Genomic DNA, 21,783 nt, shown 5'->3' with positions numbered 1-21,783 from the left:
CGCGCGAACGGGCGGAGGGCTGAGCCGTGGAGACGCGCGCGAACTACGCCCTCATCGGCGTCTTCACCCTCGCGGTGATCCTGGCGGGCTTCGGCTTCGTGTTCTGGCTCGCGGGCGGCTCGTCGCGGCAGGTGAGCACGGGCGTCCGCATCGTGTTCTCCGGCAGCGTCGGCGGCCTCTCGCGCGGCTCCAGCGTCACCTTCAACGGCATCAAGGTCGGCGAGGTCTCGGATGTCCGCCTGCTGCCGCAGGACCCGCGCCGGGTGGTCGCCACGATCAAGGTCGAGCCCTCGACGCCGCTGCGCGCCGACACCCGGGCCCGCCTCGACTCCGCGTTGCTCACCGGCGTCTCGGTGATCGCGCTCTCGGGCGGGAACGCCGACGCGCCCGCGCTGACGCCGGGCTCCGGCGACCAGATGCCGACGATCTTCGCCGATTCCTCCGACATCCAGGACATGATGGCGGCGGCCAAGCAGATCGCCCAACGCGCCGACGACGTGCTGCAGCGCCTCGACAAGGTGGTGGCGGGCAACGAGGGCGCGATCAACCGCACGCTCGCCAACGTCGAATCCTTCTCCAAGACGCTGGCGGAGGCCGGGCCCTCCATCGCCGGCCTCGTCAAGGCGGTGGACGGCCAGCGCCTCAACCACGTCATCGAGAACGCCGACCGGTTCTCAGGCGCGCTCAGCGCCGCGAGCCCCGACATCGAGGCGGGCCTACACGACGCGCGGGCGCTCGCCGCCAAGCTCAGCGCCTCCGCCGACCGCATCGACGGCGTGCTCAAGGGCGCCGAGGGCTTCCTCGGTTCCGCCTCGGGCCAGCAGGGCTCCAGCACTTTCACGGAGGTCCGCGAGGCGGCGATCTCGGTGCGCGACGCCGGCCGCGCCTTCCGGACCCTGTCGGAGAACCTCGACAAGCGCACCGCCGGCATCGCCACCAGCTTCAACCGGCTCAGCGGCAGCGGGCGGCGCGAGGTCGAGGCCCTGGCGACCGACGGCCAGCGCACGCTCGGAACCCTGAACCGTACGGTCAAGAGCTTGGAGCGCGATCCCTCGCAGGTGATCTTCGGTGGGAAACCGTCGTTGCCCGAATACAACGGTGGGCGGTAGAACCGTCTTATCCTGGGTGTATGTGCCTCGCCGCACGGCACGAATCGCCGGGCCGTGTCGTTTAAGCGGAGCCATTCCCTCCGCGCGCCGGGCACCGGTCCGGATCAGCCAAGGGCAGCGTCCGATTCCCAGGATGACCAAGATCACGCCCGCTCTCGCGCTCGCCGCAGCGCTGGCCGTCTCCGCCCTCGGCGGCTGCGGCGGCGGCGGCGCGCCCCTGACCTTCGACCTCGCCGCGCTGCCGCCCTCCGGCCGCCCCGCGGCGTCGGCGCGGGCGATCATGGTCGCCGAGCCGGTGGGCCTGCAGCCCTTCGAATCGGACCGCATCATCGTGCGCGAGCCCTCCGGCTCGCTGTCGTTCCTGGGCGGCGGCCAATGGGCCGACCGGCTGCCGCGGCTGATCCAGACGCGGCTGATCCAGAGCCTCGAGAATTCCGGCCGCCTGCGCTCCGTCACCCGCCCGGGCGACAAGGTCGTCACCGATTACCAATTGATCAGCGAGATCCGGGCCTTCGACATCGCCGCCGGCTCGGGCGAGGCGGTCGTCGACCTGTCCGCGAAGCTGATCGCGGAGGGCACCGGCAAGGTGGTGTCCGCCAAGGTGTTCCAGGCGCGCGTGCCGGTGAAGGCCGTGGACGCGGGCAATGCCGCCCTCGCCCTCGACGCGGCGCTCGCCAGCGTCCTCGCCGACGCGGTGCGCTGGGTGAATTCGGGGCGGTGACCGGGGCGCTGCGGCGCCTCAATCCATCACGGCGGCCTTCATGATCACCACCATCGTGGCCCGTCCGGGCAGCGCGCCGGTGCAGCGCACGGCATGGGGCCGGTCGCAGCGGTAGCGCAGCGTCTCCCCTGCCCGCGCCACCTGCACCACGCCGCCAACCTCGACCTCGAAGACGCCCTCGCTCACGGAGAGGGATTCGACGGAGCCGCGCTGGTGCGGGTCGGAATCGAGGACGCCGCCCGGATCGGCCGAGACGTCGTACCATTGCAGCCACTCGATGGTCTTGACCCAGCCGATGATGGCGAGCCGGACCTTGCCGTCCTCGGAGACCAGGATCGGCGTGTCGGCGCGCGAGGCCTTCTCGATGAACGGCTCGTCGTCGCCGGCCGCGAGCACCCGCTCGATCGAGACGTCGAGCGCTTGGCTCAGGCGCCAGATCGTCGCGAGGGTGGGGTTGGTCTCGTTCCGCTCGATCTGGCTGATGATCGACTTGGCCACGCCCGATTGCTCGGCGAGTTCCGAGAGCGAGAGATTGTAGGCCTTGCGCAGCCGCTGGATCGTCTTGCCGAGCTGGCCCGACAGCACCTGGGCCCCGGTGAGCAGGTCCCGGGACCGCACCCGTTCGATCCGTTCCGCTTGATCCTGCATCCGTCCCGCAACCCGACTCTCGCGCGCTCGCGTTCCATTATCCGAACGAACGTACGCTAATTCAAACGCAAATCCGGGGGGGACGCAAGGCGGTCCACGGTTTCCCGCTCCCGCTTTCGGGCTCCCAGCCGGGCGACCGCCGCGCTCGGTCGCTCAACGCCACTGGGCGAAGAAGTGATGCACCGGGCCGTGCCCGTGGCCGATGGCGAGCCGGTCGGCGGCCGCGATGGCCGCGCCGATATAGGCCTTCGCCTGCCCCACGGCGTCGGGGAGTTCGAGACCGCGCGCGAGGCCCGCCGCGATCGCGGCCGAGAGGGTGCAGCCGGTGCCGTGCGTGTTCCGCGTGGCGACCCGCGGGGCGCGGAAGCGCTCGACCCCCGCTGCGCTCACCAGAAGGTCGATGCTCTCGGGCCCGTCGCCGTGCCCGCCCTTGACCAGCACCGCCCGGGCCCCGAGGGCGAGAAGGGCGCGCGCCTGGGCCTCGATCTCGGCCTCGCCGCGGGCGACCGGCGCGTCGAGCAGCGCGGCGGCTTCCGGCAGGTTCGGCGTCACGAGGTCGGCGCGGGGCATCAGCCGCGCGCGCAGCGCCGCGACGGCGTCGGCCCCGAGCAGGCTGTCGCCGCTGGTGGCGACCATCACGGGGTCGAGCACCACCGGGATCGCGGCTGCGTGCCGGTCGAGGACCGCCAGCACCGCGTCGATGACGGGCGCGCGGGACAGCATCCCGATCTTCACCGCCCGGACCGCGAGATCGGCGAACACGCTCTCGCATTGGGCGGCGACGAACTCCGCCGGCACATCGTGGATCGCCTGGACGCCGCGCGTGTTCTGCGCGGTCAGCGCCGTGATCGCGCTGGCTCCGTAGACCCCGAGCGCCGAGAAGGTCTTGAGGTCGGCCTGGATGCCGGCGCCGCCGGAGGAATCCGAGCCCGCGATGGTGAGCGCGATCATCGGCCGGCCCCGCGCTCGGCCAGAGCCGCGTCGACGCGGGCCCGGAGGTCGCGGGCGCGGCCCTCGATCGCCTCGGCGCCGAACAGGGCCGAGATCACCGCGATCCCGTCCGCGCCGGCCGCGATCACCGCCGCGGCGTTGCTCGAATCGATGCCCGCGATGGCGCCGACCGGCAGGGCCTGGCCGCGGGCGAGCCGAGCCCGGAACAGGATGCGCGCGAGGCCGTCGAGCCCGACCGGCGGATCGGGATTGTCCTTGCTGGTGGTGGCGAAGACGCCGCCGATGCAGGCGTAGTCCACCGGCATCCGGTAGAGCTCGTCGGCCTGCGCCGTGGTCTTCAGGGTGAGGCCGATGATCGCGCCGTCGCCGAGGAGGCGGCGCGCATCGGCCGGATGCAGGTCGCTCTGGCCGAGATGTACCCCCTCGGCGCCGGCCGCGAGGGCGAGATCGATCCGGTCGTTGACGAGGAGCGGCACGCGGCCCGCCACCGCGTGGCGGATCGCACGGATCCGGGCGAGCGCGGCGCGCGCGTCGGGGATCGCCTTCTCGCGGTACTGGAGCAGGGTGCAGCCGCCCGCGACCGCCTCCGCGGCCATCCGGGCGAGCCGCTCCGGGTCGGTGCCGCAGACGGCGGTGTCGAGGATGCCGTAGAGCCGATGATCGACCCGGGGGGACGCATCGCTCATCGGGCCGATCCCGTTCCGGTGCTGGACATCGCGTCTCCCCGTCTCTCGGCCGGCGCCGGGCCGGCCCGACGGGTTTGAGTGCGCCTCCGCCGCTTGGCAAGCCGGAAGACCCGCCGCTTCGGACCGGTCGCGGGCGCGCTTGCTGGCCCGTCGCTGTGACGCCCTGTCCGAGGCCGGGCCGGTCCCCGAGGCGGGCAAGGATGTTATGGACGGGGCAAGATCCCGGCGCGCCCGCGGACACAGGCCCTATGTGGTTGACGCCGCATGATGATTTCCGATCATCGGTTTTTACATTTTTGCGTCATGCTCTAAAGCGAGCGCGATCCGGGTCATCGGGCGCATCCGCACTGCGATCATCATGTCAGGCATGCCAAGCGTCGACGCGACGGAACTCATGACGGATGTGCAGGCGGCGCGAAGCGTTGGCCGGCCGGATCCCTCCAGCGTCGGGCTCGTCGCGGTGATCGTCGCCGCGACGGACGGGGAGCCGCGCGCGCTCACCGTGCGGGTGGCGGACCAGGCCCCGGGCCGCGGCGAGGGCCTGCCCGCCGGGCCGCTGGTGTCGCAGCACCCCACCCTGGAGCGCGGATTGCGGGCCTGGGTGGAACAGCAGACCCATCAGCGCCTCGGCTACGTCGAGCAGCTCTACACCTTCGGGGACCGCGACCGCTCGGGCGATGCGCGGGCGGGGATCCACTCCCTCTCGGTCGCCTATCTGGCGCTGGTGCGCGAGGAGCGCTCGGCGGGCATCGCCGAGGCCGCGTGGCAGAACTGGTACCGCTACCTGCCCTACGAGGATTTCCGCCGGGGCCGCCCGCCGCAGCTCGACGCCATCGCCGAGAAGCTCGCCGCCTGGGCCGCGGAGCCGGCCGACGCCAAGCTCCGCCGCATGCGCGCCGACCGCCTCGGCCTCACCTTCGGCCTCGGCGGCGGCACCTGGAACGAGGAGCGGGTGCTGGAGCGCTACGAATTGCTGTTCGAGGCGGGGTTGATCCCCGAGGCGCAGGGCAATGGCGGCGCCGCGCGCCCGGGGGATCCCACCGGCGTGCCGATGGCCTTCGACCATCGCCGGGTGCTGGCCACGGCGATCGGCCGGATGCGGGGCAAGATCAAGTACCGCCCCGTGGTGTTCGAGCTGATGCCGCCGGCCTTCACGCTGCTCCAGCTCCAGCGCACCGTCGAGGCGCTGTCCGGCACGCAGCTGCACAAGCAGAACTTCCGCCGGCTGGTGGCGCAGCAGGGGCTGGTGGAGGAGACGGAGAGCGTCACCAGCGGCAAGGCCGGGCGCCCGGCCCGTCTCGTGCGCTTCCGGCGCGAGGTGCTGCTGGAGCGCCCCGCGCCCGGCCTCAGGCTGACCCCCTCGCGCCGGGCCTGATCAGCGATCCGCGTAGGTGTGGGCATCCTCCGGGAAGCGCCCCGCCCGGACCTCCTCGGCGTAGGTCCGCACCGCGGCCTCGATATGGGCGCGCAGCGAGCCGAACTGCTTGACGAATTTCGGCGTGCGCTCGGAGAGGCCGAGCATGTCCTCCAGCACCAGGATCTGCCCGTCGCAGAACGACGAGGCGCCGATCCCGATCGTCGCGGCGGTGACCTGGGGCGAGCGTGCGATGGCCCGCGCCACCGGCTCGACGATGCCCTCGAGCACGATCGCGAAGGCGCCGGCCTCGCTGATGGCCCGGGCATCCTCCAGGAGGACGCGCTCGCCGTCCGGTCCCTTGCCCTGCACCCGGAAGCCGCCCATCGTGTTCACCGATTGGGGCGTGAGGCCGATGTGGCCCATCACCGGCACGCCGCGCTGGGTGAGGAAGGCCACCGTCTCGGCGAAGCGCGCGCCGCCCTCGAGCTTCACCGCGCCCGCCCCGGTCTCCTTCAGGATCCGCGCCGCGCTCATGAAGGCCTGCTCGCGGCTCGCCTCGTAGGAGCCGAAGGGCATGTCGACGACGACGAGCGCCCGGCTGGTGCCCCGGATCACCGCCTGCGCCTGGAGGATCATCATCTCGAGGGTGACGGGCAGCGTCGATTCCATCCCGTGCATCACCATGCCCAGGGAATCGCCGACGAGGATGAAGTCGCAATAGGCGTCGAGGATGCTCGCCGTGTGGGCGTGATAGGCGGTGAGCGAGATGATCTTCGCGCCCTCCGCCTTGCGCTTGGCGATGTCGACGGCCCTCAGGCGGCGGGACTGCACGACCTGCGACATGGCACGGCTTCCTGTTGGCGCGGGCCGCGGAGCCGGCCCGGTGGAGGGGGGCCTTATATACCCGACGCGCGCACGGAAAACCTCACGGGCGCGGTGACGATCCCGCCGTGGTGTCGACGGCCCGTCAGGGCGCGCGCAGGATCAGCCGGTCGCCCCGGACCTCGTAGCCGGACAGCCGGGTCAGGAAGCTCTGCCCGAGCAGGTTCTGCCGCAGGGCCCCGGGCTTGGCGATCAGCGCGGAGACCCGCCGCTCGGTGATCGGCCCGATGCCGACCGAGTCGAGCAGGGCGGGCGCGGCGTAGGCCGTGCCGTTGGCCGTGGAGACCGGGACCGTGAAGGCGTCGTCCCGCGGGCGGATGCCGAGGGCCTCGGCCGCCTGAGCCGTGAGCACGACGGCGCTCGCGCCGGTATCGAAAGCGAAGCTCTGCGCCTGCCCGTTCACGGCCGCCTCGATGCGGAAATCGCCGTCCTGCCGCCGCGTGATGACGACGCTGCCGTCCGGGCCGGTCGCGGCCGATCCGGGCCGCAGATCCCCGACGACCCGGCTGGCGACGCCCTGAAGCTCGGGCCGGTAGGCGTAGCCGACGAGGCAGGCGAGGCCGAGCGCAGTCCAGATCGCGAGGGCCCGCAGGCTCGCCCCGAGGTTGAGCCCGTACTGGCGCCAGTAGCCGCTGGCGACGAGGATCAGCATCGCGGTCCCGAAGGCGAGGCCGGCGATCTGGTCCGGCTCGATCCCGACCGCGGCCGTCTGCCAGCCGCCGCCGAGGACCAGGACGGCGACCGCGACGAAGATCGCTCCGAGCGCCAGATAGGTCATCATGGAGCCGCCCTCATCCTCGCCCGAGGCGCGGGCGCCCTAGCGCGACGGCCCCGCGGGATCCGCGCCCGCCTCGGCCGGCAGATAGGCATCGCGCAGCCGCGCTTCGAGGCCGGCCATGATGGCGCGGCGCTGCGGCTCGGAGAGCGAGCCCCACAGGGCGATCTCGTCGCGGGTGCGCCCGCAGCCGAGGCAGAGCCCGGCCGCGTCGTCGAGGACGCAGACCTTGGTGCAGGGGCTGGACGGCTTGGACGGAGCGGCGCGCATCCGGGCTCCTTGCCCGTCCGGGCCCGGGGAGATCAAGCGGCACGGGGTCACGCCGGCAGGCAGGCGACGAGGCCGACGAGGCTCGCGATCTCGGCGGCCTGCTGGCAGGCGCCGACGACGTCGCCGGTCTGGCCGCCGATCCGGGCCGCGGCCAGGCGGGTGAGGCCCAGGGAGGCCGCCGTCGCCAGCCCGATCATCGCCATCACCCCGCCGAACGGCAGGCCGAGCGGCAGGGCGAGCAGGGCGAGGACGAGGCCGAAGCCGGACGCGACCCCGAGCGTCGCGCCGCCGGGGCGCCCGACCGCAGCGCTCAGCCCGTCGCGGCGGGCGGGGGCGAGCAGCACCAGCGGGGCGAGCGCCGCGACCCGCGAGAGGATCGCGGCCAGCACCAGCGCCGTGCCGGCCGCCGCGCCGGTCCGGTCCAGCAGCGTCGCCAGCGCGCCGATTCGCAGCGACAGTCCGAGGACCAGCGCGACGGCCCCGTAGGCGCCGATCCGGCTGTCGCGCATGATCTCGAGACGCCGCTCCGGGGTGGCGCCGCCGAACCCGTCCGCCACGTCGGAGAGGCCGTCCTCGTGCAAGGCGCCGGTGAGGACCACGGAGGCGGCGAGGGCCAAAGTCGCGGCGAGGAACGGCCCGAGCCCGAGCCGCCACCCTGCGAGCAGCACCAGGGCGGCCGGCAGCGCCAGGATCAGCCCGGCCACCGGCAGCATGCGGGGCACGCGGGTGAAATCCGGCGCCCCGTGCGGGTCGGGCTCCCCGGGCAGGCGGGGCACGGGCAGGCGCGAGTAGAAGCGCAGGCAGGCGGCGAGATCGTAGAGCAGCCCCCGGCCCGGCCAATCGGATTCGCCGCCCGGGATGCGTCCGTCGGAGGATTGCCCACCCATGACCCGGCCTTCACCCGCTGCCCCCGCGCCACTATAGCGTGCGGGACGGGTCGGCCCTTCGCGCTTGCGGGGCATCACCCACAGGATTGCGCGCCCGACCGATGACCGACAGCCCCTTCGCCGACATCCGCCGCCTCATCGAATCGATCCCCGACGCCGACGCCGACGCGGTCGCCGCGATCGCCGCCCGCGACGCCCTGCTGACGAAGCCCGCCGGCGCGCTCGGGCGGATGGAGCGCCTCGTGGCCTGGCTCGGCGCGTGGCAGGGCACGGCCAAGCCGACGCTCGACCGGCCGCTGGTCTGCGTCTTCGCCGGCAGCCACGGGGTGACGCGCCGCGGCGTCTCGGCCTTTCCGGACGCGGTGAACCGGCAGATGCTCGACAATTTCGCGGCCGGCGGCGGGGCGATCAACCAGATCTGCGCCGCCTACGGCCTCGGCTTCAAGGTCTTCGACCTCGCCATCGACCTGCCGACGGGCGACATCACGGAGGGCCCGGCCCTCGACGAGAAGGCGACGGTGGCGACCATGGCCTTCGGCATGGAATCGGTCGCCGCCGGCACCGATTGCCTCGGCATCGGCGAGATGGGGATCGGCAACACCACTGTGGCGGCGGCGCTCTACGCCGCCCTGTTCGGCGGGGATCCGGCCCATTGGGTCGGGCACGGCACCGGGGTCGACGCGGAGGGCCTCGCCCGCAAGGTCGCCGCGGTCGAGGCGGCGCTCGCCCGCCACGCCGACCATCTCCACGATCCCCTCGAGGTGCTGGCCCGGCTCGGCGGCCGCGAGATCGCCGCGATGGCCGGAGCGATCCTGGCCGCGCGGCTGCAGCGCGTGCCGGTTGTGCTCGACGGCTACGTCTCGACCGCGGCGGCGGCGGTGCTGCATGCCCTCGACCCGCACGCCCTCGACCATTGCCTCGCCGGCCACGTCTCGGCCGAGGGCGCGCATGCGGAGGTGCTCGGGCGCCTCGGGCTCGAACCGCTGCTCGACCTCGGCATGCGGCTGGGCGAGGGCTCCGGCGCCGCGATGGCGATCGGTGTCCTCAAGGGCGCGCTGGCCTGCCACCGCGACATGGCGACCTTCGCGCAGGCGGGGGTCTCGCAGCGCGCCTAGCGCCCGCGCTGCACGATTTGGCCGTCCGTCGGCCGGACCGGCGGCCCGCGGACGATCGCCCGGTGGATGACGGCGCGGGGTCGGATGCTCTAAGGGCAGGGATCGGGCCGGGCGCCCTCCCCGGCCGTCATCGACGCTGCGACCCCATGAAGATCACCCAAGCCTTCACCTTCGAGGCGGCTCACCGGCTGCCGAACGTGCCCGAGACCCACCGCTGCCACCGCATGCACGGGCATTCCTACCGGGTCGAGCTCACGGTCGCCGGGCCGGTCGATCCCGAGAGCGGCTGGGTCGTCGATTTCTTCGATGTCGAGGCAAGCTTCCGTCCGCTGCTCGAGCGGCTCGACCACCATTGCCTCAACGAGGTCGAGGGGCTGGAAAACCCCACCGCCGAGAACATCGCGGCCTGGATCTGGCATCGGGCCAGGGCGGGTCTGCCCGGCCTCGCGACGGTCCGGGTCTACGAGACGCCGATGTCCTGGGCGGAGTATGCGGGTGACTGAGATCGGGGACGATAGCGCGCTGGTCCTGTTCTCGGGCGGCCAGGATTCGGCGACCTGCCTCGCCTGGGCCCTCGACCGCTTCGCCCGCGTCGAGACCCTGGGCTTCGATTACGGCCAGCGCCACCGGATCGAGCTCGACCGCCGCGGGCGCCTGCGCGAAGGCATGGCCCGCCTGGTCCCGGCCTGGCAGCGCCGGCTCGGCGAGGACCATACCCTCCCCCTCGACGCCCTGGGCCAGGTCTCCGATACGGCGCTGACCCGCGAGGCCGAGATCGGCTACGCGGCCTCCGGCCTGCCGAACACCTTCGTGCCTGGCCGCAACCTCGTGTTCCTGACCTTCGCGGCTGCGCTCGCCTATCGGCGCGGCCTGCGCCACATCGTCGGCGGCATGTGCGAGACCGACTATTCGGGCTATCCCGATTGCCGGGACGACGCCATCAAGGCGCTGCAGGTGGCGCTCAACATCGGCATGGAGCGCCGCTTCGTCCTGCACACGCCGCTGATGTGGATCGACAAGGCCCGGACCTGGCGCCTCGCCGAGGCGCTCGGCGGCAAGGGGCTCGTCGACCTCATCGTCGAGGACAGCCACACCTGCTACGTCGGCGAGCGCGGCACCCGCCACGCCTGGGGCTACGGCTGCGGCACCTGCCCGGCCTGCCGCCTGCGCGCGGAGGGCTGGAACCGCTACGTCGCCGACGAGCCCTGAGGCGCGAGCCCGGCGACGAGCGCCTGCAGCGTCCCCGCGAAGGCCTCGGGGCCGCCGAGCAGCCGCTCCATCAGCAGCGCGCCCTCCAGCGTCGCGACGACGAGGCGGGCCTGGGCCGCCGGGTCGATATCCGCCCGCACGGTTCCGGCCGCCACACCCGCGCGCAGCACGGCCTCGAGCCACGCGATATGCCGCTCGAAGAAGCGGGCGACCGTCGCGCGCAGGCTCGCCGGCAGTGCCTCGCCCTCGATCGCGAAGGCCGCGCAGAGGCAGCCGAGCCCCTGCTCGACCCCGCCGAGATAGAGCCGCCCGTAAGCCGCGATCCGCGCGCGCGCCTCGCCCTGCCCGTCCAGGATCACGGCGAGCGCCGTCTCGTAGCGCTCAGCATAGGCCGCCATCAGCGCGGCCGCGAGGTCCGCCTTGGTCGGGAAATGATGGTGGATGCTGGCCTTGCGGATGCCGACCACGTTCGCGAGATCGGCGTAGCTGAAGCCCGCATAGCCGCGGGCCCGCACGAGGGTCTCGGCCTGCAGCAGCAATTCGGCCCGGGTATCGCGCATCGCCCTCGTCGCCCTCCTGACCCGGACCGGATCGCGCGGATGTGTAGGCCGAGCCCCGACCTGCGCGGATCGTCCGGTTGACGGAGGAGTTCTCTACCTACTAAATGGTTGGCAATCAATCGGGAGGAAACGCATGCGGGCGCCGGACGCTGCCGCGCGTGGATTCGGTGGACGCGCCGCGCTCTCGCGCCGCGAGGCCGTGTTCGGCGGATTCTGTCTGTGCTGCCTGCCCCGCATCGCCCGCGCCGAGTCCGTCGCGATGGAGGAGGTCGGTCCCGGCATCTTCATCCGGCGCGGCCCCAACGCCGAGGCGACCGCCGAGAACGCCGACGCCATCGCCAATACGGGCTTCGTGATCGGGCGCGACGGGGTCCTCGTCACGGAGAGCGGCGGCAGCCTCGCCGACGGACAGTGGCTCCGCGCCGAGATCCGCAAGCGCACCGACAAGCCGATCCGCCACGTGGTGATGACGCATGTCCATCCGGACCATTGCTTCGGCGCCGCCGCCTTCGCGGAGGACAAGCCGAACTATATCGGCCACGCCGCCCTGCGCGAGGCGCTCGATGCCCGCGGCGAGTTCTACCGCCAGCGCCTCGCCGACATCCTCGGCGCCGACAAGGCCGGCAGCGTGGTCTACCCGACCCAAAGCGTGACGGACGGAGCCGAGATCGACCTCGGCGACCGCGTGCTGCGCTTCACCGCCCACGGTCCGGCGCACACGCCCTGCGATCTCTCGATGCTCGACACCGGCAGCGGGCTGCTGTTCCCGGCCGATCTCCTCTTCGTCGGCCGCATCCCGTCCCTCGACGGCAGCCTCGTGGGCTGGCTGAAGGAGGCCGAGCGGCTGAAGGGCATGGGCGCCACGCGCGCGGTACCCGGCCACGGCCCGGTCAGCGTCGATCTCGTCCCGGCGCTCGGCGACCTCACGCGCTATCTCGGCGCGCTCCGGGACGAGACCCGCGCGGCGATCGCCGCCGACGTGCCGATCGACAAGGCGACGCGCACCGTCGCCCAATCGGAGCGCGGCCGCTGGGACCTGTTCGACACCTATAACGGCCGCAACGCCACCGTGGCCTACAAGGAACTTGAGTGGGAATAGGCCGGATCGGACTTATTTTGCATCGACACGGAGGAACGCCATGACATTCGCCCCCAGATACGTCCTCGGCCTCGCGCTCTCGGCCTCCCTGCTCGGGGGCGTCGCCCACGCGGCCGGCGCCTCGGACACCGATGCGGAGCGGGCCGCCCGCTGGAAGGAGATCTCGGCCTCGATCTTCGGCGACCGCAAGATCGAGCCCACCACCACCCTGGTGACGGTCGACGCGCCCAAGCGCGCCGAGGACGCGGCCCTGGTGCCGCTGACTTTGGACATGCCGGAGCCGGACCGGATCAAGGCCGTCCATCTCGTGATCGACGACAACCCCTCCCCCTACGCCGCCCACGTCACCTTCGGCCCGGCGGGCGATCCGCGCGAGCTGAAGCTGCGGGTGCGGATCAACAACTACACCAACGTCCACGCCGTGGCGGAGACGAAGGACGGCAACCTCTACGAGGCGACGCAGTTCGTGAAGGCCTCGGGCGGCTGCTCCGCCCCGATGGGCATGAGCGACGAGGAGGCGATGAAGGGCATGGGGGACATGCGCCTGAAGTTCGGCGGCGAGGCGCAGGCCGGCAAGCCGGTCCAGGCGACGCTGATGATCCGCCACCCGAACTTCTCGGGCATGCAGATGAACCAAGTGACCCGCGAGTACACGCCGGCGCGCTACATCAACAAGGTCGTGGTGAGCTACGGCGACAAGACCGTCTTCACCCTGGATGGCGACATCTCGATCGCCTCGAACCCGGTGATCAACTTCGCCTACAAGCCGGAGGGCAACGGCCCGATCAAGGTGGCGGCGACCGACAGCCAGGGCGGCCATTGGGAGCGGACCTTCAACGGGCCGACGGCGAGCAACTGAGCATGATCCGGCGGATCTTAGGGGCCCGTCGGGGCGGCCGGAGCGCGGCGGGGCGGATCTGCGCCGCGCTGGCCGCGACGCTGCTCCTCGCGGCGGCGACGCCGGCGGATTCGCCCATCAACGTGCCGGAGCCCGACGGGCTCTGGACCGGACCCCAGCGCGGATACACGCCCAAGACCCTGACGGGCGCGACCGTCATCGACGAGACGGGCCTCGCCGCGCTGATCGCGAAGGACCGGCCGCTCCTACTCGACGTCGTGCTGGCCGACCGGAAGCCCGCCGGGTTTCCGGCCGACCGCCCCTGGCTGCCGACCCACCGCTCGATCCCCGGGGCGGTCTGGCTCCCGGGCGCGGGCGTGGCGCCCCTCGCGGCGGAGCGAGAGGCGCTGTTCTTCGCCCGCGTCGAGGCGCTGACGGGAGGCGACAAGGCGAAGCCGATCGTCACCTTCTGCAGGCCGGAATGCTGGGGGAGCTGGAATGCGGGCCGCCGCCTCGTGATGCGCGGCTACACCAACGTCCACTGGTTCCCGGAGGGCGTCGAGGGCTGGCAGGACGATCACGACACCGCCGTGGCCAAGCCCGATCCGGTCTGGGCCGCGGCCGGGGATGCGCCCGAGCGCTGATCCGCTCAGGCGGCCTCGGCCTCCGGCAGCGCGCGCGAGACCAGCGCCACCGCCTGCCGCAGGGTGTCGAGATTCGCATCGGCCCGCATGCCGGCCGTCGACAGGTGCCGGCGATAGGCACGGGCGCCCGGCCTTCCGTTGAACAGGCCGAGCATGTGTCGGCTGATCGCGTGCAGGCGCTCGCCGCGGGCGAGTTCGGCCGCCACGTAAGGCTCGTAGGCCTCGATCGCGGCGAACGCGTCGGCGCAGGGGGCGGGCTCGCCGAAGAGCGCGGGATCGACGCCGAGCAGCAGCGCCGGATCGGTGTAGGCGGCCCGCCCGATCATCACCCCGTCGACCGCCTCGAGCTGCGCCCGCGCCTCGCCGAGGCTGCCGATCCCGCCGTTAATGGCCACCGGGAGATCCGGCCGCGCCCGCTTCAGGCGGGCGACGCGGCCGTAATCCAGGGGCGGCACGTCCCGGTTCTCCTTCGGCGAGAGACCCTGGAGCCAAGCCTTGCGCGCATGCACCACGAGCGCGTCGACGCCTGCCGCGACGACGGCCTCCGTCAGCGCGTCCAGCGCGGCTTCGGGATCCTGATCGTCTACGCCGATCCGGCATTTCACCGTGACGGGCACGCGCACCGCGCCCTTCATGGCGGCGACGCATTCCGCGACGAGCGCGGGCTCGCGCATCAGGCAGGCGCCGAAGCGACCCTCCTGCACCCGGTCCGACGGGCAGCCGACATTGAGGTTGATCTCGTCGTAGCCGAAATCGGCGGCGATGCGCGCCGCGTCCGCGAGCGCGCCGGGATCCGATCCGCCGAGTTGCACTGCCACCGGATGCTCGACCGGCGAGAATCCGAGCAGGCGCTCGCGCGGACCGTGCAGGATCGCGCCGGTGGTGACCATCTCGGTGTAGAGCCGGGTGCGGCGCGACATCACCCGGTGGAAGGCGCGGCAATGACGATCCGTCCAGTCCATCATCGGCGCGACGGAGAAGCGCCACGCATCGCTCGGCCCCCACCCGGACACGGATTCCTCCGACCTCAACGCCTCGCCCTCTCCGATATCGAGTCCCAGCCGGATCGCCCGTCGCCGAGGGCGGGCCGAATGATCCGGAGGATCTCAGGGATAGAGCGGGCGGATACCATGCCGTCGGGTCCGCGCCAAAACGCGGCCCGCATCAGCTTCGACCGCCGCCGCGGCGAGGGGGCAGGCTCGTCAGGGACCGGCGCGGGGTGGCGAGCGAGGCCGACGACCGGATGCGGGGAGGATGCGTGTCGAGGCTTAAGCCGCGACCGGCCGGTCAGTGCAGTTCCGCCACGCGCGCATGGGCGGCCGACAGCGCCGCTTCGACCGAATCGTAGATGATCGCGGAGGTCTCGTGGAACATCGACGCGGTCCCATTGACGGCCCAGACATAGCGGGACCGCCGGCCGAAGACCGGCTTGATCTGGATCAGATACGCATCGTTCCTGGCCGCCATGGAATCCTCCCGCCCGTCCGCCGCTCGGATCGAGCTTAGGCATATCGCAGAAGGGTGGGTTTTGGTTCCCAATACAGGAGCCATTCAGTCGTAGTCTGCCCGATCGCGCGCAACTCAGAATGATGAGGCGGGCGGACGCTCTGTTCGGCGCCTGGCGGCTCGGCATCGCGACCCGATCTCAACCCGGTCCGACCCGCGCCGGGACGCCCCGTGGAGCAGCCTGGATCCCGACCGCGCCGTCGCGCTCCGCGGGGCGGCCCCGCGCTGGCCCGGCGGCATGCCCGCGTGCCGGGCGGGTGCGGCGGGGACCGGAACGTCCTATATGGCTTCCCGATTCCCAACGGATTTTCGCATGCAGACCGACCCCGCGCCTCCGGTCGCGCCGGAGCGCCCCGGCCTCGTCGCCACCTACCGACGCCTCTGGCCCTATCTCTGGCCCCACGGCCGGCCGGACCTGCAGCGCCGGGTGTTCCTGGCCTTCGGCCTGCTCCTCGTCGCCAAGCTCGTGACGATGGTGACGCCCTTCACCTTCAAATGGGCGACGGATGCCCTGGTCGCGGCGGCCGGCGGCCGGAGCGAGGGCGTGCCCAGCGGGATCTTCGCCGCCCCGATGCTCTTGATCGGCATCTACGGGCTGTCGCGCATCCTGATGGCCGGGCTGACACAGGTCCGCGACGGGCTCTTCGCCAAGGTGGCGATGCATGCGGTCCGCCGCCTCGCCCTCCAGACCTTCGAGCACATGCACCGGCTGTCGCTGCGCTTCCACCTCGAGCGCAAGACCGGGGGGCTCACCCGCGTGCTGGAGCGCGGGCGCGGCGGCATCGAGGAATTGTCGCGCCTGATGGTCCTCACACTGGTGCCGACCATCGTCGAGTTCCTGCTGGTCCTCGGCGTGCTCGCCTACGAGTTCGACTGGCTCTACTCGGCCGTCGTGTTCGTGATGGTGTCGGCCTATCTCGCCTTCACCTGGAAGGCGACGCAGTGGCGGATCGAGATCCGGCGCCGGATGAACAATTCCGACACCGACGCCAACACGAAGGCGGTGGATTCGCTGCTGAACTACGAGACCGTGAAGTATTTCGGCGCGGAGGCACGCGAAACCGCCCGCTACGACGTCTCGATGGCGAAGTACGAGAAGGCCTCGACCCAGACCTACGTCTCGCTCGCCGTGCTGAACGCCGGTCAGGCCGTGATCTTCACCCTCGGCATGACCGCGGTGATGTGGCTCGCCGCGCGCGACATCCTGGCCGGGCGCACCACGATCGGCGGCTTCGTGCTCGCCAACACCATGCTGGTGCAGCTCTCGATGCCGCTCAACTTCATGGGCATGATCTACCGCGAGATCAAACAGGCGCTCATCGACATCGACGACATGTTCCGCATCCTCCACCGCAACCCGGAGATCGCGGACCGGCCGGACGCCGCCCCGCTCGCCGTCGAGCGGGCCACCGTCCGCTTCGAGGACGTGCAGTTCGCCTACAACCCCGACCGGCCGATCCTGCGCGGCGTCTCCTTCACGGTGCCGTCGGGCAGGACCGTGGCGATCGTCGGCCCCTCGGGCGCCGGCAAATCGACCCTGTCGCGCCTGCTGTTCCGCTTCTACGAGCCGCAGGGCGGCCGCATCCTGATCGACGGGCAGGACATCGCCGCCGTGCGCCAGGATTCGCTGCGCGCGGCCATCGGCATGGTTCCGCAGGACACGGTGCTGTTCAACGACACCATCGGGTACAACATCCGCTACGGCCGCTGGGAGGCGTCCGAGGCCGAGGTGCGGGAAGCGGCGCGGCTCGCGCAGATCGACCGCTTCATCGCGGCGCTGCCGGAGGGCTACGAGACGCCCGTCGGCGAGCGCGGCCTGAAGCTCTCGGGCGGCGAGAAGCAGCGGGTTGCCATCGCCCGCACCATCCTGAAGGGACCGCCGATCCTCGTCCTCGACGAGGCCACCTCGGCGCTCGATTCCTTCACCGAGCGCGAGATCCAGGACGCCCTCGACACGGTCAGCCAGGGCCGCACGACGCTGGTCATCGCCCACCGCCTCTCGACGGTCGTCAACGCGGACGAGATCCTCGTGCTCGACAAGGGCACGATCGTCGAGCGCGGCGACCATGCGGGGCTCCTGCGCGAGGGCGGCGTCTACGCGGCGATGTGGAACCGCCAGCGCGAGGCCGATGCCGCGCGGGAGGCCCTGAAGCGGGCGGAGGCGCAGGCCGAGCGCCCGGACGCGCCGCGCCGGGCGCCGGAGCCGGTCCCGGCCGAGTAGCGCCGCGCCGGACGATCCCGGGCCGGGCGCGCACCGGCCCGGAGCGCGGGCAGAATGGCGAATATTTGAGCAAGCCCTGAGATCTCAACAGATGAGACCCGCGGAACTGTAGGTTGGCCGTCGAGTTGAGTGCTCGAACCGCGACGACGCGGGGCGACATCTCAGACCAGACTTGATCATGCACATTCGCACCGGCTTCACCATCGCCTTCGACACCTTCGGCCCGACGCCGATGAACCTCCTCTTGAGCGTGCAGCCGGATCGCCAGGCCGATCTGGTGACCCCGGAGGTCATCCGCTTCGATCCGCCGGTGCCCGCGAGCCAGCACATCGACGGTTTCGGCAATGTCTGCACGCGCATCGTCGCGCCGGGCGGCCGCATCGTGATGGCGGCCGATTTCGTCGTCGCCGATTCGGGCGAGCCAGACGCCTTCGCCCCCTACGCCCGGCAGATCCCGGTGCAGGACCTGCCCGACGACGTGCTCGTCTACCTGCTCGGCTCGCGCTACTGCGACACCGACAAGCTCGCCCCGACCGCGTGGTCGCTGTTCGGCAACACGCCCGAAGGCTGGGCCCGGGTCCAGGCCATCGTGGACTACGCCCACAACCGTCTGCGCTTCGACTACCAGATGGCGGACGCCACCCGCTCCGCTCATGACGGGCACAGCCAGCAGGTCGGCGTCTGCCGCGACTTCGCGCATCTCGCGATCACGCTCTGCCGCTGCATGAACATCCCGGCGCGCTACGCCACGGGCTATCTCGGCGATATCGGCGTGCCGAAGGATCCGGCGCCGATGGACTTCTCCGCCTGGTTCGAGGTCTATCTGGAGGGGCCCGAGGGCCCGCGCTGGTACACGTTCGACGCCCGCCACAACACGCCCCGCATCGGCCGCATCGTCATGGCGCGCGGGCGCGACGCCACCGATTGCGCCCTCACGACGAGCTTCGGCACCGCCTACCTCGTGCAGTTCGACGTGCACACCGACGAGGTTCCGGCCGAGGCGCCGTCCCTCCTCCGGGCGGCCTGAGCCGCGCCGGGTCCACGCGCGAGACCCGGCCGCGCGTCGCCGCGCGGCCGGGCGCCCGGTTGACGGGAGCCTGCGGGACTGCCATCCGCGCGGCCTGATCCCCACCGGGATCGCCCGCGCAGGAGAAGACCCGAGCCCCATGACCGATCTCTTCGAGACGATCCGCCGGGTGCTGGTGCCCATCCACAAGGAGGGCTACCCCTTCATCCTGATCGGCATCGTGCTGACGGTGCTGGCCGGCTATTTTTCCCAGTTCTTCGGCTGGATCTTCCTGATCCTGACCCTCTGGGTCTGCTATTTCTTCCGCGATCCCGAGCGCGTCACCCCCGTCGCCGACGGCCTCGTGGTCTCGCCCGCGGACGGGCGCGTCAACCTCATCGCCACCGTCCTGCCGCCGCCGGAGCTCGACCTGCCGTCGGTCCCGATGACGCGCATCTCCGTGTTCATGAACGTCTTCGACTGCCACGTGAACCGGGTCCCGGTGACGGGGCGGATCGGGCAGATCCACTACACGCCGGGCCTGTTCCTCAATGCCGAGCTCGACAAGGCGAGCGAGGACAACGAGCGCAACGGCCTCGTGATCGAGACCCTGCATCGCGGCGCGGCGCTTCGAATCGGCGTGGTGCAGATCGCCGGCCTCGTGGCGCGCCGCATCGTCGGCTTCGTCAGCGCGGGCGACCAGCTCAATGTCGGCGAGCGCTTCGGCCTGATCCGGTTCGGCTCGCGGGTCGACGTCTATCTCCCCGAGGGCACGCGCGTGCTGGTCGGCCTCGGCCAGAAGGCGGTCGCGGGCGAGACGGTGCTGGCCGATCTCGGCGGCGGCCCCGAGCGTCAGTTCCGGCGAATCTGAGCGGGGGCCCTGGCGATGGACGATCTCTTCCCGCCCTTCGAGCCGGACGCCAACGAGCCGCGCCCGCGCCGGTTCAAGCCGGTGCCGTTCCGCATGATCGCCCCGAACATGATCACCCTGATGGCGCTCTGCCTCGGGCTGACCGCGATCCGGCTCGCCTTCGAGGGCCGGTTCGAGCCGGCGGTGATCGCCATCGTGGTGGCGGGCGTGCTCGACGGCATCGACGGGCGCGTCGCCCGGCTCCTGAAGGGCACCTCGCGCTTCGGGGCGGAACTCGATTCCCTCGCCGATTTCGTGAATTTCGGCTGCGCGCCGGCGCTGATCCTCTACGGTTTCTCGCTCTTCAATTTGAAGTCGATCGGCTGGATCGTGGCGCTGATCTTCGCCATCGCGATGGGCCTGCGGCTGGCCCGCTTCAACGCGATGCTGGACGACCCGAGCCGGCCCGAGTGGAAGAAGGACTTCTTCGTCGGCATGCCGGCCCCGGCCGGCGCGCTCACCGCCATGCTGCCGCTCTACCTGCATTTCCTGGGCTTCACCTTCGAGGCCTGGGCCGCGCCCGCGATCCTGTTCTACGTGCTCTGCATCGCGCTCCTCGTGGTCTCCACGGTGCCGACCTTCTCGGGCAAGACCATGGGCAAGCGCGTGCCGCGGGCCTGGGTGCTGCCGATCTTCCTGCTCGGGGTCGCCGTCTTCGGGATCGTGATCAGCTTCCCGTTCGAATCGCTGGTGGCGATCAGCATCTGCTACCTCGCGACCGTCCCGGTCAGCGCGGCGCAGTACCGCCGCCGGCAGAAGCTCGAGGGCTCCGTCGTCCGGGCGGAGCCGCCCGAGACCCCCCTCGGCACCGCCTGATCCCGCATCGCTGGTGGACAGAGCGGTCCGCCCCCTGGCGGCGCCGGCCCCGGCGCGCCACCCTGCCCGGGGCGCAGGCCCGCGACGACAGGGGGCGGCAGGATGCTCGAAGAGTTCAAGAAGTTCGCGTTGCGCGGCAACGTCGTCGATCTCGCGGTCGGCGTGATCATCGGCGCGGCGTTCGGCGCGATCGTCACCTCGGCGGTGCAGGACGTCTTCATGCCGATCATCGGCGCGGTGACCGGCGGGCTCGATTTCTCGAACTACTACATCCCGCTCTCGGCCAAGGTTCAGGCCGGCCTGCCCTACGCCGAGGCGAAGAAGCAGGGTGCGGTGATCGGCTACGGGCAGTTCATCACCGTGGCGCTGAACTTCCTCATCGTCGCCTTCGTGCTGTTCCTCGTCATCCGGGCGATGAACAAGCTCCAGCACGCCGAGGAGAAGAAGCCCGAGGCGGTGGCCGAGGTGCCGGCCGACGTGAAGCTCCTGGGCGAGATCCGCGATATCCTGGCGGCGAAGCCCGCGGTCTAGCGTCAGGCGCCGGGGATCTTGCCGCCCGGTTTGGCGGCTCCCGGTGTCGCGCCGCCGGGCGTCTTCGCGTCCGGATCGATGCCGAAGGCGTCGAGGATGCGTCCGAGGGCGCTCTCGACCGCCTCGGTCCCCTCCTCGTGGGTCTTCAGCCGCGTCTCGAGCTTGCGGATCTGCGGGGCGAAGGCATCCGAGACCGGATCGTCGCCGAGGAATTTCGGCTTGCCGGCATCCACCGGCAGGATCCCGCGCAATTGCTGCCCGAGGTGATCGCGCACCGGCTCCGGAAGTTGAGCCGGGTGATCGCCCTCACCGTCCTGCATGTCCGCCTCCTGCTGCTGGCCGAGGTAACGGCGGCCCGTCCCCGTCGGTTGCCGCGAGACGGTATCATGGGGACCGATTTCCGCTCGCCACAAGCGCCGAAAATGCGAACGGCCCCGGAGCGTGTGCTCCGGGGCCGCCCGATCGGGCGCCGGACGAGGCCGGCGCCCGGAGAGATCAGTCGATCACCTCGACGATGCGGTGGCTGCGATCGACCAGCACCGGACGGTCGTTGACGACGGTGTAGCGGTAGCCCGGACGGACGCGGTACTCGTCCGGCACGTCGTAGTAGGTCACGCCCGAGGACGGCAGCGTCGAGCCGACGACGACGCGGCCGTCGTAATCGTAGGAGCGCACGTTGCGCTCGCGGACGTAGCTGCGGAAGCGCGGGGCCATGTCGACACCGAGGATGCCGCCGACGGTGCCGGTGGCCGCGCCGACCGCGCCGCCGACGATGCCGCCGATCGGGCCGGCCGCATCCGCACCCGCCGCCGCGCCGCGCTCGGCACCCGGGATGGTGCCCTGGGCCTGAGCCGCCAGCGGCAGCGAGAGGGCGAGGGCCGAGGCGGCCAGAAGGGTCTTGAAGGTCATGGGGAACGTCTCCGGTTTCGGACATCCGCCGCGCCCGGGGGCGCAGCGAAGCTCGGGCCGGTAACGCACGACCCCGCGAAACGGATGCGTCGAAAAAGCAATTGGCGTGACCTGCACGAGATTTGTGCAGGCC

Annotated in this window: 26 protein-coding genes; 14 read left to right on the top strand and 12 right to left on the bottom strand. The window is 71.7% G+C overall.

Annotated features, from left to right (window positions below; all coding sequences use genetic code 11):
• The first annotated feature begins 26 nt into the window (after nucleotides 1–26).
• Both ACS5RC_RS11490 and ACS5RC_RS11485 read left to right on the top strand, forming a co-directional pair.
• On the top strand, nucleotides 27–1,109 hold the full coding sequence (locus ACS5RC_RS11490; RefSeq protein ID WP_478343997.1) for an MlaD family protein: 1,083 nt from the start codon (nucleotides 27–29) through the stop codon (nucleotides 1,107–1,109).
• A gap of 133 nt (nucleotides 1,110–1,242) precedes the next feature.
• Nucleotides 1,243–1,830, top strand: coding sequence for an ABC-type transport auxiliary lipoprotein family protein (locus tag ACS5RC_RS11485; RefSeq protein WP_478343996.1), 588 nt, complete (start codon nucleotides 1,243–1,245; stop codon nucleotides 1,828–1,830).
• 18 nt (nucleotides 1,831–1,848) lie between these two features.
• On the opposite strand, the gene ACS5RC_RS11480 is transcribed toward ACS5RC_RS11485, so the two are convergent.
• The 3 genes from ACS5RC_RS11480 to thiE all read right to left on the bottom strand — a co-directional run bounded on the left by ACS5RC_RS11480 (nucleotide 1,849) and on the right by thiE (nucleotide 4,115).
• A complete protein-coding gene (locus ACS5RC_RS11480; RefSeq protein WP_478343995.1) occupies nucleotides 1,849–2,478 on the bottom strand; it encodes a helix-turn-helix domain-containing protein in 630 nt (209 codons plus the stop codon).
• Nucleotides 2,479–2,631: 153 nt separating this feature from the next.
• Complete coding sequence (gene thiD, locus ACS5RC_RS11475; RefSeq protein ID WP_478343994.1) at nucleotides 2,632–3,429, bottom strand: bifunctional hydroxymethylpyrimidine kinase/phosphomethylpyrimidine kinase; 798 nt, start codon at nucleotides 3,427–3,429, stop codon at nucleotides 2,632–2,634.
• Nucleotides 3,426–4,115, bottom strand: coding sequence for a thiamine phosphate synthase (gene thiE, locus ACS5RC_RS11470; protein ID WP_478343993.1), 690 nt, complete (start codon nucleotides 4,113–4,115; stop codon nucleotides 3,426–3,428). The genes thiD and thiE overlap by 4 nt, the downstream gene beginning before the upstream one ends.
• Nucleotides 4,116–4,509: 394 nt before the next feature.
• On the opposite strand from thiE, the gene ACS5RC_RS11465 reads away from it, so the two are divergent.
• Nucleotides 4,510–5,490 carry an NUDIX hydrolase gene (locus ACS5RC_RS11465; protein WP_478344343.1) on the top strand — a complete coding sequence of 327 codons (981 nt, stop codon included), beginning with the start codon at nucleotides 4,510–4,512 and terminating at the stop codon, nucleotides 5,488–5,490.
• Here ACS5RC_RS11465 and panB read toward each other — a convergent pair whose 3' ends face one another.
• The 4 genes from panB to cobS all read right to left on the bottom strand — a co-directional run bounded on the left by panB (nucleotide 5,491) and on the right by cobS (nucleotide 8,286).
• Nucleotides 5,491–6,315 (bottom strand): 3-methyl-2-oxobutanoate hydroxymethyltransferase, encoded by an 825-nt coding sequence (panB, locus tag ACS5RC_RS11460; RefSeq protein WP_478343992.1) that lies wholly within the window; start codon nucleotides 6,313–6,315, stop codon nucleotides 5,491–5,493. It lies immediately after the preceding gene.
• Between the two features lie 124 nt (nucleotides 6,316–6,439).
• Entirely contained in the window at nucleotides 6,440–7,132 is a 693-nt protein-coding gene (locus ACS5RC_RS11455) for a retropepsin-like aspartic protease family protein (protein ID WP_478344342.1), read from the bottom strand.
• Nucleotides 7,133–7,171: 39 nt separating this feature from the next.
• Nucleotides 7,172–7,399, bottom strand: coding sequence for a DUF1289 domain-containing protein (locus tag ACS5RC_RS11450; RefSeq protein WP_478343991.1), 228 nt, complete (start codon nucleotides 7,397–7,399; stop codon nucleotides 7,172–7,174).
• A gap of 47 nt (nucleotides 7,400–7,446) precedes the next feature.
• Nucleotides 7,447–8,286, bottom strand: a complete 840-nt coding sequence (gene cobS, locus ACS5RC_RS11445) for an adenosylcobinamide-GDP ribazoletransferase (RefSeq protein WP_478343990.1) — start codon at nucleotides 8,284–8,286, stop codon at nucleotides 7,447–7,449.
• Between the two features lie 101 nt (nucleotides 8,287–8,387).
• On the opposite strand from cobS, the gene cobT reads away from it, so the two are divergent.
• From cobT to queC, 3 genes are all read left to right on the top strand, one after another.
• Nucleotides 8,388–9,401 carry a nicotinate-nucleotide--dimethylbenzimidazole phosphoribosyltransferase gene (gene cobT, locus ACS5RC_RS11440; protein WP_478343989.1) on the top strand — a complete coding sequence of 338 codons (1,014 nt, stop codon included), beginning with the start codon at nucleotides 8,388–8,390 and terminating at the stop codon, nucleotides 9,399–9,401.
• Between the two features lie 146 nt (nucleotides 9,402–9,547).
• Nucleotides 9,548–9,904 (top strand): 6-carboxytetrahydropterin synthase QueD, encoded by a 357-nt coding sequence (gene queD, locus ACS5RC_RS11435; RefSeq protein ID WP_478343988.1) that lies wholly within the window; start codon nucleotides 9,548–9,550, stop codon nucleotides 9,902–9,904.
• A 1-nt stretch (nucleotide 9,905) separates the two neighbouring features.
• Complete coding sequence (queC, locus tag ACS5RC_RS11430) at nucleotides 9,906–10,610, top strand: 7-cyano-7-deazaguanine synthase QueC (protein WP_478344341.1); 705 nt, start codon at nucleotides 9,906–9,908, stop codon at nucleotides 10,608–10,610.
• Here the strand turns inward: queC and ACS5RC_RS11425 are convergent.
• Entirely contained in the window at nucleotides 10,589–11,170 is a 582-nt protein-coding gene (locus ACS5RC_RS11425) for a TetR/AcrR family transcriptional regulator (RefSeq protein WP_478343987.1), read from the bottom strand. The two genes, queC and ACS5RC_RS11425, sit on opposite strands and share 22 nt — an antisense overlap.
• Before the next feature lie 133 nt (nucleotides 11,171–11,303).
• Here ACS5RC_RS11425 and ACS5RC_RS11420 point away from each other — a divergent pair, with 133 nt between their 5' ends.
• From ACS5RC_RS11420 to ACS5RC_RS11410, 3 genes are read left to right on the top strand one after another with little or no spacing between them, the layout of a single operon-like run.
• Entirely contained in the window at nucleotides 11,304–12,269 is a 966-nt protein-coding gene (locus ACS5RC_RS11420) for a quinoprotein relay system zinc metallohydrolase 2 (RefSeq protein WP_478343986.1), read from the top strand.
• Between the two features lie 40 nt (nucleotides 12,270–12,309).
• Complete coding sequence (locus tag ACS5RC_RS11415; RefSeq protein ID WP_478343985.1) at nucleotides 12,310–13,128, top strand: quinoprotein dehydrogenase-associated SoxYZ-like carrier; 819 nt, start codon at nucleotides 12,310–12,312, stop codon at nucleotides 13,126–13,128.
• A gap of 2 nt (nucleotides 13,129–13,130) precedes the next feature.
• Nucleotides 13,131–13,751: a rhodanese-like domain-containing protein gene (locus ACS5RC_RS11410; RefSeq protein ID WP_478343984.1), complete on the top strand. Its 621-nt coding sequence runs from the start codon at nucleotides 13,131–13,133 to the stop codon at nucleotides 13,749–13,751.
• A gap of 5 nt (nucleotides 13,752–13,756) precedes the next feature.
• Here the strand turns inward: ACS5RC_RS11410 and dusA are convergent, their stop codons facing one another.
• Both dusA and ACS5RC_RS11400 read right to left on the bottom strand, forming a co-directional pair.
• The gene (dusA, locus tag ACS5RC_RS11405; protein ID WP_478343983.1) at nucleotides 13,757–14,764 is read right to left on the bottom strand and encodes a tRNA dihydrouridine(20/20a) synthase DusA; all 1,008 of its coding nucleotides are present in this window, start codon (nucleotides 14,762–14,764) and stop codon (nucleotides 13,757–13,759) included.
• Between the two features lie 274 nt (nucleotides 14,765–15,038).
• The gene (locus ACS5RC_RS11400) at nucleotides 15,039–15,218 is read right to left on the bottom strand and encodes a hypothetical protein (protein ID WP_478343982.1); all 180 of its coding nucleotides are present in this window, start codon (nucleotides 15,216–15,218) and stop codon (nucleotides 15,039–15,041) included.
• Between the two features lie 352 nt (nucleotides 15,219–15,570).
• Here ACS5RC_RS11400 and ACS5RC_RS11395 point away from each other — a divergent pair, with 352 nt between their 5' ends.
• From ACS5RC_RS11395 to mscL, 5 genes are all read left to right on the top strand, one after another.
• Entirely contained in the window at nucleotides 15,571–17,478 is a 1,908-nt protein-coding gene (locus tag ACS5RC_RS11395; protein WP_478343981.1) for an ABCB family ABC transporter ATP-binding protein/permease, read from the top strand.
• 178 nt (nucleotides 17,479–17,656) lie between these two features.
• On the top strand, nucleotides 17,657–18,505 hold the full coding sequence (locus tag ACS5RC_RS11390) for a transglutaminase-like domain-containing protein (RefSeq protein WP_478343980.1): 849 nt from the start codon (nucleotides 17,657–17,659) through the stop codon (nucleotides 18,503–18,505).
• A gap of 139 nt (nucleotides 18,506–18,644) precedes the next feature.
• Nucleotides 18,645–19,355, top strand: a complete 711-nt coding sequence (locus ACS5RC_RS11385; RefSeq protein WP_478343979.1) for a phosphatidylserine decarboxylase — start codon at nucleotides 18,645–18,647, stop codon at nucleotides 19,353–19,355.
• A 15-nt stretch (nucleotides 19,356–19,370) separates the two neighbouring features.
• Complete coding sequence (locus tag ACS5RC_RS11380; RefSeq protein ID WP_478343978.1) at nucleotides 19,371–20,210, top strand: CDP-alcohol phosphatidyltransferase family protein; 840 nt, start codon at nucleotides 19,371–19,373, stop codon at nucleotides 20,208–20,210.
• A 102-nt stretch (nucleotides 20,211–20,312) separates the two neighbouring features.
• Complete coding sequence (gene mscL / locus ACS5RC_RS11375; RefSeq protein WP_478343977.1) at nucleotides 20,313–20,741, top strand: large conductance mechanosensitive channel protein MscL; 429 nt, start codon at nucleotides 20,313–20,315, stop codon at nucleotides 20,739–20,741.
• Between the two features lie 2 nt (nucleotides 20,742–20,743).
• Here the strand turns inward: mscL and ACS5RC_RS11370 are convergent, their stop codons facing one another.
• Nucleotides 20,744–21,061 (bottom strand): hypothetical protein, encoded by a 318-nt coding sequence (locus tag ACS5RC_RS11370; RefSeq protein WP_478343976.1) that lies wholly within the window; start codon nucleotides 21,059–21,061, stop codon nucleotides 20,744–20,746.
• 175 nt (nucleotides 21,062–21,236) lie between these two features.
• A complete protein-coding gene (locus ACS5RC_RS11365; protein ID WP_478343975.1) occupies nucleotides 21,237–21,650 on the bottom strand; it encodes a DUF1236 domain-containing protein in 414 nt (137 codons plus the stop codon).
• Between the last annotated feature and the right edge of the window lie 133 nt (nucleotides 21,651–21,783).

It is taken from the genome of Methylobacterium sp. HJ2, from assembly GCF_056431005.1.
The sequence above is the reverse complement of the archived record's forward strand: the minus strand, read 5'-3'. Positions and strand labels throughout refer to the sequence as shown.